At 45.4% G+C, this 15340-nt stretch carries 13 protein-coding genes and 1 other RNA gene; 13 read left to right on the top strand and 1 reads right to left on the bottom strand.

Features of this window, described 5'->3' with window-relative positions; all coding sequences use genetic code 11:
* Positions 1–68 precede the first annotated feature (68 nt).
* From BUA75_RS00640 to BUA75_RS00610, 7 genes are all read left to right on the top strand, one after another.
* Entirely contained in the window at positions 69–1322 is a 1254-nt protein-coding gene (locus BUA75_RS00640) for an MFS transporter (RefSeq protein WP_072872635.1), read from the top strand.
* Positions 1323–1589: 267 nt separating this feature from the next.
* Positions 1590–3515, top strand: a complete 1926-nt coding sequence (locus BUA75_RS00635; RefSeq protein WP_129583465.1) for a DUF8725 domain-containing protein — start codon at positions 1590–1592, stop codon at positions 3513–3515.
* Entirely contained in the window at positions 3512–4450 is a 939-nt protein-coding gene (locus BUA75_RS00630) for an ABC transporter ATP-binding protein (RefSeq protein ID WP_072872634.1), read from the top strand. The genes BUA75_RS00635 and BUA75_RS00630 overlap by 4 nt, the downstream gene beginning before the upstream one ends.
* On the top strand, positions 4447–5280 hold the full coding sequence (locus tag BUA75_RS00625; protein ID WP_072872633.1) for an ABC transporter permease: 834 nt from the start codon (positions 4447–4449) through the stop codon (positions 5278–5280). Before BUA75_RS00630 ends, BUA75_RS00625 begins: the two co-directional genes overlap by 4 nt.
* A gap of 83 nt (positions 5281–5363) precedes the next feature.
* On the top strand, positions 5364–5963 hold the full coding sequence (locus BUA75_RS00620) for a hypothetical protein (RefSeq protein WP_072872632.1): 600 nt from the start codon (positions 5364–5366) through the stop codon (positions 5961–5963).
* Positions 5964–6039: 76 nt separating this feature from the next.
* A complete protein-coding gene (locus tag BUA75_RS00615) occupies positions 6040–7137 on the top strand; it encodes a sodium:calcium antiporter (RefSeq protein ID WP_238413670.1) in 1098 nt (365 codons plus the stop codon).
* A 122-nt stretch (positions 7138–7259) separates the two neighbouring features.
* Positions 7260–7586: a thioredoxin family protein gene (locus BUA75_RS00610; protein ID WP_072872631.1), complete on the top strand. Its 327-nt coding sequence runs from the start codon at positions 7260–7262 to the stop codon at positions 7584–7586.
* 49 nt (positions 7587–7635) lie between these two features.
* Here BUA75_RS00610 and BUA75_RS00605 read toward each other — a convergent pair whose 3' ends face one another.
* Positions 7636–8952, bottom strand: a complete 1317-nt coding sequence (locus BUA75_RS00605; RefSeq protein WP_072872630.1) for a glutamate-1-semialdehyde 2,1-aminomutase — start codon at positions 8950–8952, stop codon at positions 7636–7638.
* Positions 8953–9101: 149 nt separating this feature from the next.
* Between BUA75_RS00605 and BUA75_RS15805 the strand changes: the two genes are divergently transcribed.
* From BUA75_RS15805 to BUA75_RS00580, 6 genes are all read left to right on the top strand, one after another.
* A complete protein-coding gene (locus BUA75_RS15805) occupies positions 9102–9278 on the top strand; it encodes a hypothetical protein (RefSeq protein WP_165611912.1) in 177 nt (58 codons plus the stop codon).
* A 246-nt stretch (positions 9279–9524) separates the two neighbouring features.
* A complete protein-coding gene (gene hisS, locus BUA75_RS00600; RefSeq protein WP_072872629.1) occupies positions 9525–10802 on the top strand; it encodes a histidine--tRNA ligase in 1278 nt (425 codons plus the stop codon).
* Positions 10799–12604, top strand: a complete 1806-nt coding sequence (gene aspS / locus BUA75_RS00595; protein WP_072872628.1) for an aspartate--tRNA ligase — start codon at positions 10799–10801, stop codon at positions 12602–12604. The genes hisS and aspS overlap by 4 nt, the downstream gene beginning before the upstream one ends.
* A gap of 65 nt (positions 12605–12669) precedes the next feature.
* Positions 12670–12853, top strand: a non-coding RNA gene (gene ssrS, locus BUA75_RS00590) — 6S RNA.
* A gap of 152 nt (positions 12854–13005) precedes the next feature.
* On the top strand, positions 13006–14055 hold the full coding sequence (gene ltaE, locus BUA75_RS00585; protein WP_072872752.1) for a low-specificity L-threonine aldolase: 1050 nt from the start codon (positions 13006–13008) through the stop codon (positions 14053–14055).
* Positions 14052–15317 (top strand): replication-associated recombination protein A, encoded by a 1266-nt coding sequence (locus BUA75_RS00580; protein WP_072872627.1) that lies wholly within the window; start codon positions 14052–14054, stop codon positions 15315–15317. Before ltaE ends, BUA75_RS00580 begins: the two co-directional genes overlap by 4 nt.
* The last annotated feature ends 23 nt before the right edge of the window (positions 15318–15340 follow it).

The raw sequence follows: 15340 nt of genomic DNA, 5'->3' as shown, positions 1-15340 counted from the left end.
TTGATACCCATTCTAGCGGTTAATGGAATCTGTAGGGACTTATGATTCAAATTGGGAGAATCGATTTTATGGACAATCGTCAGGCAACTTTACGATGGAAACAAGCGGTTCCTCGCGAATCGTATACGTTTGTAGCAGCGAGTCTTGTCAATTCTATTGGCTCATCGCTACTCTGGCCACTGATAACGATATACGTTCATAATGTGCTGCATCGCAACTATGCTGAAGCTGGCTTTGCTCTACTTTTGCAAGCGCTGATGGGGGTATTAGGCCAGTTTGTTGGTGGGGCGCTTTATGAAAAAGTTGGACCCAAACGTCTGATTGTAGGTTCACTTCTGATGACCGGTTTCGCCCAGTTTAGCCTGATATTTGCCAAGGCTTGGGTTCCTTATCTGATTGCGATGATGATTATAGGTTTTTTGAATCAGACAACGATGCCAGCCGTCAATGCGTTTGTTGGATTCCGTTGGCCACAGCATCGTAACCAGCTGTTTAACCTGATGTATGTGAGCAACAATATAGGAGTAGCAGTAGGTACTTCTCTGGCGGGCCTCCTTGCTTCTATTTCGTTTAATTTAACCTTTCTTTTCAATGGGCTTACTACCATTTTTTTTGCTTTATTTTTTTATCAATATCTACGCAAGCTTGGGCTTTCGCTCGATCAATTCATACCGTTCTCTGGGCAAGCTGGTGAACAAAGCAGTCTTTTCAGTTTGCTCTTAAACATGCGTCTCTATCTCTTTTTGGCTATTGGCAGTCTTTTGACGTATTTAGCCACATCTGCCTGGAATTCTGGTGCTGCTCCATATCTCAATCAACATGGGCAACCACCGAGTATGTATAGTTGGCTGTGGACTGTCAACGGATTGGTTATTCTTTTAGGTCAGCCCTTTACGTCCATGTTGAATCGTTGGCTCACCAAGTCACTGAATTCGCGACTGATTGCAAGCGCTCTATTTTACGCTTGCGGGTTTTCTGTCATATGGATAAGGCACTCTCCTTATATTTGGCTTATGATGGGGATGATTATAGCCACTTTTGGAGAAATGCTCATGAGTCCTGTTGTGCCTGCCATCATCACCCAGACGACTGGTCGCAATGCTGCTTTTTATCTTGGAGTAGTAGGTAGTGTGGGAACGGTTGGACGCTTGGTTGGACCGCCGTATTTTGGCTATTTGTTTGATCAAAAAGGAATTTCACCAATCCTTTTGGCGGCGACAGTCAGTTCATTGCTTGCCGCTTTCTCTTTTATAGTTTTTTCCTGGTGGCTAAAGCAGGGAACATATGCTGGCGAAGAGCAAAATATCCCGCAATCCATGTGAGTCATATCTAAAAGCAACGTATTTTTTGTCACAGAGAAGATGCTTCAAATCTGGGTTTTAGATTTACACTTTTATAAAGTATAGAAAAAAGGACAGAATGCTATCAAAATTGAACTATTTATTGCAAACAGTTTGAGCAACGTGATATAGCTTTGGCAATGGCTGGAGTAGTGATGACTCAGCAAATGGATTGGGTGCGTTAGGATGGTTTATCAATTTTGGAAACAAAACGTTGGATTTTGGAGACACAAGGTTCTTGTCTCTTTTTTGCTGTTTTTTGCAGTCGTCATTACGACGTTTTCTGTGCGTATTCCTGTTGCTTTGGCGGCAAATGGCACAAGCCTTTCAGCATCGGTGGGGTTTTCTGGTTATTTTGCAGAAGACGACTGGGTTCCTGTCACATTGCGCATTTCTCATCAAGGTCCTGCTGAATCAGCGGTATTAAAAGTGAGTATCAACCAATCTATGGGAAACAACACCAACGCTATAGGTACATTTCAATGGCCGATTGAATTACCGGCCAATCAGAACGTGATCAAACAAATCAGCCTGCCGGGAGATGTAGTCAATGGAGCTGAGGTCGATCTCGTTTTATACAACGGCAATCGTATCGCTTCCACGTTTTTAAGTGGAAATGCGCTCGGACATGTAGCTCTGGTCTCTGTAATCTCAGATTCTCTGCAAACTGCCGCTTATTGGACAGGCAGTAGCGATGGCGTGAATCCTGTACAGCCGGTTGTCGTCTCTCTTTCTACTTTTCCGGAAACTGCTGGCGCGCTAGGCGGAATTCGAGCTGTGGCTGCTTCCCCTGACTTATTGGCTAAACTTTCACAGGCTCAAACAGAGGCTTTGATTACATGGGTGCAACTCGGTGGACTATTGGTAGTGACTGGGACCCACGGTACCGCTTCAGACTGGCGAGGAATTTTACCCATTAAACCAGGAAAGGAAGAAAAAGTATCTGCGGATGGTCTGGGAGCTTTCACCAACACTATACCTCCTTCTGGGAATTTGACGGTTGCTGCGAATGGCATTTCTCGTTCAGCAGAGGAATGGGCGAGTGAAGGCAACACACCGCTTATTGCCAGTCGATTATTGGGGCGTGGTGAGATTTGGCAGACTTCCTTTTCGCCCAATGAGGGAACTTTGCTCGCTTGGTCAGGGAATCCGGCACTTTGGACGACGATTTTACGCAACAGTACTCTTCCTGGGCAATCTGCTTTGGTGAAGCCTTTAAGTCCGAATGGAGTTTTGTCACTGACTTCAGTACGCGACGCTTTGTCGCCTATGCGCGTACCCTCGCTCAAATTTTGGGCTATGGTTTTTTTGCTTTATTTGTTGGTCATTGGCCCACTTCTCTTTACCTGGCTAAGAAAATCTGGAAGAGCAGCTTGGGCTTGGTTTTTTCTACCCTCTATTGCCTTAGTTGTGACAGTTGGTATGTACACGTTTGGTTTGGCGATTCGTCCACCAGGATTGTTAAATGAGGCTGTTGGGGTGTTGGAGTTAACAGGTAATGGGATTGGGCAGGCGTATAGTATGCAAGCATTGATGTCGCCCTTTCGTAATCAGATGACCTTTGCTTTGCCGCCTGGGACTTTTGCGCTTACATTGGAACCGAGCAATAGTACGAATCTCAATACAAATTTGATCACGCACGAAGCAAATCATACTCTCGTAAGTTTTGGGACTTCACCTCGTTGGAGCGTGCGTTATCTTTATGCGGTAGATACACTTTCTAAACAAGGTAGTTTGAGCTGTACTTTATCTTCTTCCTTTGGACTGCTACTTGGAGCAGTAACCAATAATACCCCTTATCCATTACATGATGTCGCGCTTTTTTGGCAAGGCAGATTGTATAATCTGGGAAATTTTTCGCCCGGACAGACCAAGAGTGTGGATCGCGCTGTAGAATCGGCACAAAATTACAGTAATTGGTTATTCGCTTATAGTAATTACAACCATACCATTACTCACAGTATTGGCAGGAGCCTGATTCAATTTGTCAGTTCTGAAAATTGGACAGACGATGATAGTTCGGGCAATATGGCTATGCTTATTGCCAGTACGAGTGCACGTATTCCTACATTGCCAATGGTGTCTAATCGACAGAAAGTGGCTTCAGCAGAAACACTTGTGCTCATTCGTCAATACACCACGGTTTCCACAGATTCGGGGGGGCCGTTTGTATGATACAAACCCAACATTTGACCAAGAAATTTGGCCGATTTACAGCGGTAGATAAGTTGAATTTATATGTACCAGAGGGAACAGTTTTTGGGTTGGTTGGTGAAAATGGCGCAGGTAAAACGACAACCTTATCTATGTTGGCTACATTGTCTACGCCAACATCAGGTAAGGCGGTTATCAACGGTTACGATGTGGTTCGCCATCCTTCGGATGTCCGCCGTTCCATCGGGTTTATGCCGGACAGCTTTGGTGTATATGACGATTTAAGTGTAGATGAGTATTTGGAATTTTATGCGGATTGTTACGCTGTACCGCGTGCTGTCATGCAAAAACGTCGGCAGGATTTATTAGAGCGAGTACAGCTTGTGGACAAGCGGCACACGTATGTCAACGCCTTGTCACGAGGTATGCAGCAAAGATTGGAAATTGCTAGATGCTTAATGCACAACCCACCCGTTTTAATTTTAGACGAACCTGCCTCAGGGCTTGATCCACGATCGCGTATTGAATTGCGCAGCGTACTCAAGGAACTAAAAGCATTGAAAAAAACGGTTGTTATTTCTTCTCATATTTTGTATGAATTAGCGGAGTTTGCGGATGAAATTGGTATTTTGCGACGTGGTCAAATTGCTGCAGTTGCTTCTGTGTCTGTCATGCTTCAACACAGTAGTTCACAACGTACGTTATGGATTGCCACTAAGTCCTCACAGCATGTACTTGAACAGGCTTTGCGCGATGTGCCAGAGGTGAGTTCGGTTACCTACTTTCCTGAAGGAGTAGAAGTTATCTACCAAGGTACACTTGAAGAGCAATCAGAATTGTTGCTTAAACTGTTGCGACGGGGCGTCAGGGTAAGTCAATTTGCAGAACGGCCAACTGACATTGAGGCGTTATTTTTACGCCTCACCAGTGAACGGGAAGAAGGGGGGAGCGCATGAAAAATCCGATATTGCTGAAAGAGTTTCGACAACGTATGCGAACTTCCAGGGCGCCTATTGTAGTTACAGGATATGTGGCGAGTATGGGCATACTAACTTTTTTTCTTCTATACGAGAATGTACAGGGGCAGCTCTATCTTTTTCAGCCAGCGCGAAGTCAACAAGTCTTTACGATTCTCTCACTGATTCAGATGATTATTGTCGCTTTTCTAACGCCCGCTTTTTCGGCAGGGACAATAAGCGGTGAACGAGAAAGGAGAACATTGGCTGTTTTGTTGACCACGCCGCTTTCTCCTTTTTCCATTTTATTCGGGAAAATTATTGCTTCGAGCGCGCTTCAATATCTTCTTTTGCTGGCTTCTCTACCACTGTACAGTTTAGTTTTCCTGTTTGGTGGTGCTGTTCCGCAAGAAGTCCTGGCAGTGCTTGTTTTTCAATTGTTTACGATTTTTATAATTGCGACGATCTCGGTCATGTGGTCTACAGTTGCTTTGCGTTCTGGTTGGAGTACGGTGTTGTCCTATGCTACGGTCTCCTTTATGATTTTTATCACAGGCTCCATTGGCTTAGGGCTTCAATCTCTTGCTTCGAATCCGGTGGACGCTGATGTCGCTCGCTACGGACAGTTTTTTTTGTCGCTCAATCCGCTCTGGATTGAAGCTGAATTAGAGAATGCTGTACATTCTGGAAATGCAGAATGGGTGTTGTTTGTGATTTTTTATTTTGCTGTTGCCTGTTGTTTATTACCTTTTTGCATATGGCGCTTACGTCCTCAGTGGCTATGGCGTATTCCAGGCTTGACGAGGGTCAACGAAAGAAATTACCAATAAGAAGGAACCGTGATTAACTGCAGATTGATGAGTTCAAAAAGGTCTTTTTGTGATTCAAACCATCTGCTTCGGGAGGTTTAAGAATGCACAACCTGTTGGGGTGGATTTTGGGAATTATCGTCTTGCTTGTGTTGGTACTTGGTGTTGTCAATTTATCCATATGGCGTCAACGCGATACCCAACAAAAGCGTTCATCAGCGCAAGCGTACCCGTTAGAACATTCAATCAACAACGGAAATGTATGGCAGGAAAAATATTCAGTCCATCTTAACAAGGAAAAATCCAAAGATGAGCAAGGTATACATGCGGTATTACAAGCGGAGAAATTGTCGCCTGCAACGGTCATTGAAGAATCGGGCGACCTGGATGAATCCGCTTTAGTATGCAAAAAATTGGCACGCATACCGGGCGTGTTAGGGTGGGTAATGGTTCGCAATCAGCGTGTCGTTGCATCCGATCGTCCTTATGATGATGCGCTGATGACCACACTTCGTCAGTATTGGATGGCGGCTCGACAATTGCGGAGAGAGTTGGGTGTCAGTATGTCCATGGAAGCCAGTTTGTTTGGTGCAGAAGGTGGCGTTCGTATTTTCTCAAAAGACAATCAGTGGATTGCTGTTATCGTTGAACCGGAGGTCGCATTGGATGATTGGCTATTTAAAGATTGGAATCGTTTGTCCTAAATCACGAATATCTTTGGTCTAGTTTGGTTCCTCCCCACGTAAAAATAATTGGGACAGGGCGTGGGGAGGGGAAAAAGTGACTGCAGTAACCACTCTGTTTGCGCTGGCGATGATATTGTTTGGGGCAGAACTGTTTACCAACGCGATTGAGTGGCTAGGCGTTAAACTTCAGCTTGGCCAAGGCGCAGTCGGCAGTGTATTGGCAGCCATAGGTACTGCTCTTCCTGAGACGGCAGTGCCTGTGACAGCCATTTTGTTTGGCACATCGAAAGAAGCGGCGGATGTAGGAATTGGCGGCATTCTTGGTGCACCATTCTTGCTCTCAACCTTAGGCTCCTTAGTCATGGCACTCGCTTTGCTCAGTTCCCGTAACCGAACTATTCGTTTACCCCTTTCGATTGAACAGAAATCGTTTATGCGTGACATGGGCTTTTTTATTTGTGCCTATATTTGCGCTATGGTTGCGGGATGTGTGCCGATTGTATGGGTACATCATCTGAGCGCGCTCTTGCTCGTGTTTCTATATGCTTTGTTTGTCTGGCGAACTTTGCGTGACAAACCCATAGCGTCCGAAGAAGAGCCTGATCTACACGCTTTGTACCTATCTTTTTCTAAAGATGAACCGAAACTTTCACATATTGTTCTTCAGGTATTTTTATCAATTGCTTGCATAGTGGGCGGTGCCCATTTTTTGACCAACGCGGTAGAACACATGGCAAGCGTCTGGAGATTACCCGCATTTGTTGTATCTGCTCTCTTGATTCCGCTTGCTACAGAGTTGCCGGAAACTTTGAACAGTGTGATGTGGATTCGCCGATCGCGAGATAGTTTGGCAGTAGGCAATATCACAGGTGCTATGGTCTTTCAATCCACTTGGGTGCCAGCACTGGGCATTTGGATGACACCATGGTCGCTAACAACAGACGCTCTTCTGACAGGTTCACTGACCTTGGCGGCTGCCGCTTTCTTATATGGCATGTATAGACTTTATGGCGGACTTTACGCCTGGATGCTCTGGATTGCCTCTATTTTCTATTTTGTCATGCCACTGCTGTCGATCCCGGTAGTACGTCATAGCCCGCACTGGTTCTTTATATTTGTCTTCATCATCTTCTTCTTGCTCTTTTTGGCGTATGTTTCTTTTCGCAGGTCTACCAATCAGGAGATCGTGTAGTAAACTGAACATAAGGATACAAAAATGCGTCCTCAATGACGCATTTTATAAAGAATCGCATTTTATAAAGAATATTGAAAGAATGGCTAAAATGATTGTTCGCGAAGTGAGGGGTTCATTGTTTGACAGAGTTACAGTGTATTACCTCGGAAAACGTGTCTGTCTTGGCGGTTAAGCATAGTCATCTTTTTTTATTGGCTGACGCTGATTGGTGTGAAGCGTCACAACTGTTTCGAAAAGTAGTGGACGAAGTTAGAAAAGAGTGTCCGGACCAATTTTTTTGGGCCTGCATTCAGGCGGATAAAGAGGAAGATTTTTGCAATCGCTACGGTGTTCAAGCTGTTCCAAGTCTACTGATCTTTCTTCAAGGTTCATTATTTCGCCGTATGGTTGGCTATAAAAGCAAAGAAGATTTGATTTCTCAACTTGCAGATGTCTGGATTCAATAAAAGGGCTGTTTACCATTAGGTGCACAGCCCATTCCCAGCATAAATAAAATCATTGTGTATTTTGCATAGCATGAAAGCTTTCATCCACCGCTTGCAATGTTTCTTCAATATCGGTTTCTGTATGGACAGCAGAAACAAACCAAGCCTCGTATTTTGAAGGAGCAATAAAAATTCCTCTTTGAATCAATTCGTGAAAAAATTGGGCAAATTTTACGCCGTCCGTCGCTTCAGCGTCTGCATACTGGCGAACAGGTTGAGAACCAAAAAAGATGGTAAAGGCTCCCCCCACACGATTGATTGTAATTGTTTCATGATAGTGATGGGCTAGTTCAAGAATACCTTGAGTCAATCGTTTGGCTAGGTCTTCCATTCTTTCGTAGATGCCTGGTGTTTTTAACACACTCAAGCAAGCTAGACCCGCTTTCATGGATAAAGGATTACCTGCCATAGTACCTGCTTGATAAGCTGGACCGAGTGGAGCTACTTGATTCATGATATCGAGTTTGCCCCCATACGCGCCAATTGGCAGTCCGCCGCCAATAATTTTACCAAGTGCGTAGAGGTCAGCGTGAACCCCATAAAGTTGCGCTGCTGAACCGTAGTGGAAACGAAAACCTGTAATCACCTCGTCAAAAATAACCAAAGCGCCGTGTTGGTGTGATATGTCAATCACTTTTTGTAAATAATTTTCAGATTCAGGAGCTACAATACCAAAATTCCCTACAATGGGTTCCACTAAAACGGCAGCAACTTCCATTCCATGGCATGCAAGTGCTTTTTCCAGAGATGATAAGTCATTAAAAGGAACCGTAATAATTTCGGCCGCCGTATTTGCGGTTACGCCTGCACTATCCGGCACGCCTATAGAAGATGGGCCGCTTCCAGCAGCAACAAGCATAGCGTCAGAGTGTCCATGGTAACATCCGGCAAATTTGACAATTTTATTTCTTCCCGTTACAGCCCGTGCTACACGAATGGTAGTCATGACTGCTTCTGTTCCGGAATTGACAAATCTCAGACGTTCTAAATCAGGAATCGCTTGACGCAGTGTTTCTGCAAATTCTACTTCTGCCGGGCAAGGTGTTCCATAAAGTATGCCGTCCTGAGTAGCTTTACGAATGGCGTCCATGACGACGGGATGAGCGTGACCTAGAATAGAAGGTCCGTAGGCAGCAAGGTAATCAATATACTCCTGTCCGTCAACATCGATAAAACGACTACCGTTACCCTTTTGCATGACAATAGGTGTTCCACCACCAACTGACTTAAAGGAACGCGATGGACTGTTAACACCGCCAAGAATACTTGCCGTTGCTCGTTCAAACCAAAATTTTGTCTGTGCTCGTTCGCGAGTAAGATGTGACACAATGATCCTCCCCAAAACAATTTACCAGCCCTCAGGCTATCACAATTTGCGGAGTTTGGGCAGACGATTTTATTGTTGTAACTTTCGTATGGCAATTTGCCGACTAGGTAAAACTTTTCTCAACCATACTTGGAATGGAGGAAGAGATGGTGACGAGAAAACTCGACAGCAAATGGCAGCAAGGTTTTCACGCCGCTGCAGAATGGAAGATGCAGACCTCCGATGAGCAGATGCAGAATCTTTCCTTTGGATTTTGTCAAAATATTCACGACAAAACAGCAGAAGGAAGAGTGATGAAAAAATTAACAGCGATGACTATTCGTTGACCTTTGGAAACATTGACACAAGTATACTCGGATTCGTATAATCCCTTCAGACAACGTCCAGTAGGCGAGACGTTCACATGGATTTGCAACGAATGGCGGACGTGAACGCGGAAAACTTCAGGCCTTTTCGTCCCTGAACCATGTGTTCAGTCGATGGAAGGCTTTTTGTTGTTTTTCGCCTATCCAAAATACGTGAGAAGTCTTTTTCCCTGCAGGGCTCGTATTGCAAAATGAGGAGGCCGACCCATGCAAATTCAAAAACCACGCGGAACGTATGACTTGCTGCCTGGCGAAATTGAACTCTGGCAAGCATTTGAAAAAAATGTTCGTCGTCATTTTCATGTCGCTCATTACACAGAAATTCGTACGCCCATTTTTGAACATACCGAGTTATTTGTTCGCGGCGTGGGTGAAACAACAGACATCGTAGAAAAAGAAATGTATAATTTTGTCGATCGTGGTAATCGTTCTTTGACATTGCGTCCTGAAGGTACAGCAGGCGTAGTGCGGGCATATGTGGAGAATAAGCGTTATGGCAAGGTAGATTTGGACAAGCTGTATTACCTTGGCCCCATGTTTCGCTACGAGCGCCCACAAGGCGGCAGAACAAGGCAATTTTACCAGTATGGATGTGAAGTGCTTGGTTCAAACGCGCCAGAATTGGACGCGGAAGTGGTGCAATTGTCATACCGTATTCTGGCGGATTTTGGACTGCAGCATTTGCAAGTCGAATTAAATTCTGTCGGTTGTTCTGTCTGTCGACCACTGCATCGTGATGAGATGTTGGCCTTAGTGTTACCGCGACAGGAAGAATTTTGTTCGGACTGTCAGCGTCGTATGGAAAAAAATCCTTTGCGCATGTTTGACTGTAAACACGAAAATTGTCAACGGTTATTGACAGAACTTCAGGTACCTAGTATTGCCGAACGGTTATGTGCAGAATGTGCAGAGCATTTTGCCACCGTACAAGAACATTTGACGGCTATGTCGGTCCCATATCAACTCAATGGAAAATTGGTGCGCGGTCTTGATTATTATACACGCACAGCTTGGGAAGTAACGACTGAAGGTAGCAGTACATTGGCTGGCGGTGGGCGCTACAACGGTTTGATTAAAGAACTGGGCGGGCCTGATATACCTGGAATCGGTTTTGCTGGCGGTATGGAGAGAGTCATTCAATTGGCTGTTGAGCAACAGGTATATGTGCCTGTGTCAGATTCGATAGATGTCTACGTTGCGGTTGCTGATGCTTCTGCCTCCCTGCCTGCTACCGAGCTTGTAGCTGCTTTGCGTGCTGAGGGCATTGCAACGGAAAGAGACTTCAACGGTAAAAGCTTGAAATCACAATTGAAAACAGCAGATCGGCTCCACGCTCAGTGGGTTCTGTTGCTTGGCGAACAAGAAGTGGCGAAAGGTGTAGTGGGGATGAAATCGCTCGCCAGCGGTGAGCAGATGGATGTGCCCGCAGACAAGGTTGTAGCGACAATCATCAACAGCCTGAAAAAGGAGAGGGCAAGCCAATGATTTCATCATCACCAGTAGAACGTACAGATTTTCCTCAAAGGACGCATTTTATAGAAGATTTGTTAGAAACTGTTGGCCAAACAGTTAAAGTAGCGGGTTGGGTTTCGCGCCGCCGGGATTTAGGAAGTGTCATTTTTATCGATTTGCGTGATCGAACAGGTACACTTCAACTTGTTTTCAATCGCGACTTAGGAACGCCCGAAGAAATGATGCAGTTAGCCGATACACTGCGCAATGAATTTGTTATTGCGGTTACAGGTTGCTTGGTAGAGCGTGACAAGCAGACCATCAATCCTAAAATCGCTACAGGCCATATTGAACTTGTTGTAAAAGAGGTACAACTGGTCAACCGCGCTAAGAATCCTCCTTTCTATATTCAAGAAGGTATTGAAGTTGATGAGCAGGTTCGCCTTAAGTATCGCTACCTGGATTTGCGCCGGCCTGAGATGCAGCGTACTTTACGCTTGCGTCACCAAGTATTCAGCGCTTTTCGGGAATTTTTAAACCAACATGATTTTCTTGAAATTGAGACGCCTATGTTGACTCGCAGCACACCCGAAGGTGCGCGTGATTACATTGTGCCAAGTCGTTTGCAACATGGAGAGTTTTATGCTCTTCCACAGTCACCACAAATTTTTAAACAGCTTTTGATGGTGGCTGGGTATGAACGTTATTATCAAATTGCCCGTTGTTTCCGTGACGAGGATTTGCGTGCCGACAGACAACCGGAATTTACACAATTAGATATTGAAACTTCATTTTTACCCACGGACGATTTACTCAAAATGATGGAAGAGATGTTCGCCTATGTCTTTGCCAAGGTACTTGGTGTCAATTTAACCTTGCCGATGAAAAGACTTACTTATGCAGACGCCATGCGCCTGTATGGCTCGGATAAACCAGATCTGCGCTTTTCCATGGCTATGGTTGACGTTGAAACGTTTGCTCGAGAAAGTAGTTTGGAACCTTTCCACAAGGCCTTGGAGAATGGCGGGATAGTTACTGCGTTGGTTGTTCCTGGCTGTGCTGCTTATTCGCGTAAGCAATTGGATGAATTGACGCAGTTTGTTAAAGACTATGGGCTTAGTGGGCTGGCTACCGTGGCTTGGCAGTCAGAAGGCATCAAATCGTCGATTCAAAAGTTTGTCACACCTGAACAATTGACCCGGCTCATGGATACGGTTCAAGCTAAGCAGGGCGATCTCGTTCTCATTGCAGCTGGTAAGGAGAAAACAGTACGTCAAGCAATGGGAGCGTTACGTCTTAAGCTTGGCCGTGATTTGTCGTTGATAGATGAGGGAGCTTATTGCTTCCTTTGGGTAGTGGATTTCCCGCTGTTTAGTTATGACGAAGAACTGGGTAGATACGTAGCCGAACACCATCCATTCACCATGCCTAAACGAGAGGACTTGCACCTTTTGGAAAATCATCCTGAGCACGTGCGAGCGCAGGCTTACGATTTAGTGCTGAACGGTTACGAATTATCTTCTGGATCCATGCGTATTTATCAAAGAGATTTGCAAGAACGCATGTTTCGAGCACTAGGATTTAGTGAGGATGAAGCGAGAAAACAGTTTGGCTTTTTGTTGGATGCTTTTGAATACGGTACCCCGCCGCACGGAGGAATCGCCTTTGGCCTAGACAGACTGGTTATGCTCATGGCAGGTGGTAAATCCTTGCGTGACTGCATTGCTTTTCCTAAAACCGCCAGTGCCACTGATTTGATGATGGATGCTCCGTCGCCTGCTACACCTGAACAGTTAGCAACACTTGGTATTTCTTTACGTACAACTGTGAAGTAGATTAAAATTTACGTTAATCGGTTGCAAGCCCAACAGCTTCGTGTTAACATAAATCCACAATCGATATTGCCCTGCGGTGTACGTGATGCCCATTGTGTTTTGTTCCAACACTTTTTTAAACGGGAGTTCGGCGTCTCTACCGTAGTAATGCCTGCCTGCTAGTTCAGGACGCATGATGCGGATGAGCAGGACACCCACCTGCGAGAGCAGGATCAAAACCTCGGGTGACACGGCAGTTGCGGGGCGGATGACAGATACCATCAGCGAGACCGCTTGGTCTCGCTTTATATTATGTTTCAATACTGTTTACAGTTTTCAGATTGACGTCAGTTTAAGAAAAGGTATAAAGTTGACTTAATTACTAGGAATTTGTTTTCAGAAGTGGGGGAATTCAGTTCGTGATGGCAACCATTATTGATTTGCGCAGCGATACGGTGACAAAACCGACTGACGAGATGCGTGAAGCTATGTTGCGCGCAGAAGTGGGTGACGATGTCTATGGCGAGGATCCAACGGTAACTCAAATACAAGAAATGGCTGCGGAGATGCTGGGGAAAGAGGCGGCTTTATTTGTGACCAGTGGGACACAAGGCAATCAGGTTGCTATTGCGGCACAAGCAGGTCGAGGTGAAGAAATTATTGCCGAAGCAGAGTCTCACATTTTTTATTATGAAGCTGGGGCTGTAGCTGCAATAGCTGGAGCACAGTTGCGCCAATTGCCAGGTACGAGAGGTTCTTTGCTTCCGGAAAGTGTGGAAGCGGCCGTTCGTCCCCTGGACATTCATCAACCGCCAACACGCTTAATCTGCTTGGAAAATACGCATAATCGTGCTGGTGGAGCGATTTTGCCACTGGCTCATCTGCAGGGTGTGGCGAAAGTAGCTGAACGATATGGAATATCCGTACATATGGATGGAGCACGTTTGTTTAACGCCGCTGTAGCACTGGGGATACCTATACGGGAGATTGCTCAATATGCCGATACGGTGCAAGTTTGTCTATCCAAAGGTTTGGCTGCCCCCATTGGTTCAATCGTTGCTGGATCGACAAAATTTATAGAGGAAGCCCGTGTTTGGAGGAAACGGCTTGGTGGTGGAATGCGTCAAGCAGGTGTCATTGCAGCACCTGGTATGATAGCGTTACAGACGATGGTTGAAAGATTGGCTGTTGATCATGAAAATGCAAAGCGATTGGCGAATGGTCTGAAGAATTTGCCGGGATTGCGTGTGGATGTGGAAAGTGTAGAAACGAATATTGTATTGGTACAAGTTGAAGAGCATTTTCCTATCTCTGCGGAAGAACTCATTCGGAAATTAGCTGCTCTCGGCGTGCGTGTTTCTCAATTTGGGGCACAAACGATACGTATGGTTACGCATAAAGATGTTCTTGAAGAAGATATTGAAGACGTGATTGAACGCGTAACGAACTGTTTGGGAGCGATTTCTCCATGAATGATTTGTTTGCCATGGCCAGTGCTTCTTCAGCAAATCGAGAAGCACCGCTTGCCTATCGCATGCGCCCCCGCTCACTCGATGAAATTTATGGACAGCCAGAACTCACAAACAAAGAGGGTATTTTAGCAAAAGCGATTCGTGCAGATCGATTGATGTCGGTAATTTTGCATGGACCCCCTGGAACAGGAAAAACCTCCATAGCCCATGTGATTGCCAAATCGACTCGGTCTTCTTTTACTGAATTAAACGCTGTTTCTTCGGGTGTTCAGGATATTCGTCGAATTGTCGAGGAAGCTAAAGAAAATCGAGAACTTTATCAAAAGCGCACTTTGGTCTTCATAGATGAAATCCATCGTTTTAATCGAAGCCAGCAGGATGCTTTGCTGCCACATGTTGAGAGTGGCTTATTAGTTTTGGTAGGAGCGACTACAGAGAACCCTGCTTTTGCAGTTAATGCTGCACTCCTTTCACGTTCCTTACTTTTTCAATTACGGCCGCTGGCAGAGAAAGATATGGAGCATTTGATTGATCAAGCACTTAAAGATGAAGAACGTGGGTTAGGCAGTTTGGGGATACGTATGGACAAAAAAGCGCAATCTATTTTAATTCGACTCGCCAACGGCGATGCTAGGCGGGCTCTCAACACTCTGGAAATGGCAGCCGTTTCAGCTCATATGGATGCAGATGGTTTCGCAACGATTCGTGAATCGGATATTTTATCTGTGATGCAAGCTCCTGTCGTACTCTACGACCGCGCTGGAGATGAGCATTACGATACGATTTCTGCCTTTATCAAGTCAGTACGAGGCTCTGACGTGGATGCTGCAATGGTTTGGTTGGCTAAAATGATTGTCGCAGGGGAAGACCCTCTATTTATTGCACGGAGATTGATCATACTAGCTGTGGAAGATATTGGGGATGGAGATCCGTCTGCGCTTACTGTTGCAGTATCAGGATTGCATGCTCTGGAAGCTATTGGGATGCCGGAAGGACGGATTGTCTTAGCGCAGGTGACAGCTCATTTGGCTAAAGCTCCTAAATCCAATAGAGCTTATCGGGCTATTCAAGCCGCAATTGCTGATGTGAAAGCAGGTATACCGTTAGCAGTTCCTACACATCTGCGTGGTACAAGTTATGCAGGGGCGAAACGGCTTGGGCGGGGAGAAGGTTATCTTTATCCGCACGATTATCCGGGTCACTACGTCGAACAAAACTATTGGCCAGAAGGAATGTCCAAAAAAACTTATTATCCTGAATAAACCTTTTGCTCGAGGTAAATCGG

Origin of the sequence: Alicyclobacillus tolerans, from assembly GCF_900142255.1 — a bacterium.
Lineage (GTDB): Bacteria > Bacillota > Bacilli > Alicyclobacillales > Alicyclobacillaceae > Alicyclobacillus_I > Alicyclobacillus_I tolerans.
The sequence above is the reverse complement of the archived record's forward strand: the minus strand, read 5'-3'. Positions and strand labels throughout refer to the sequence as shown.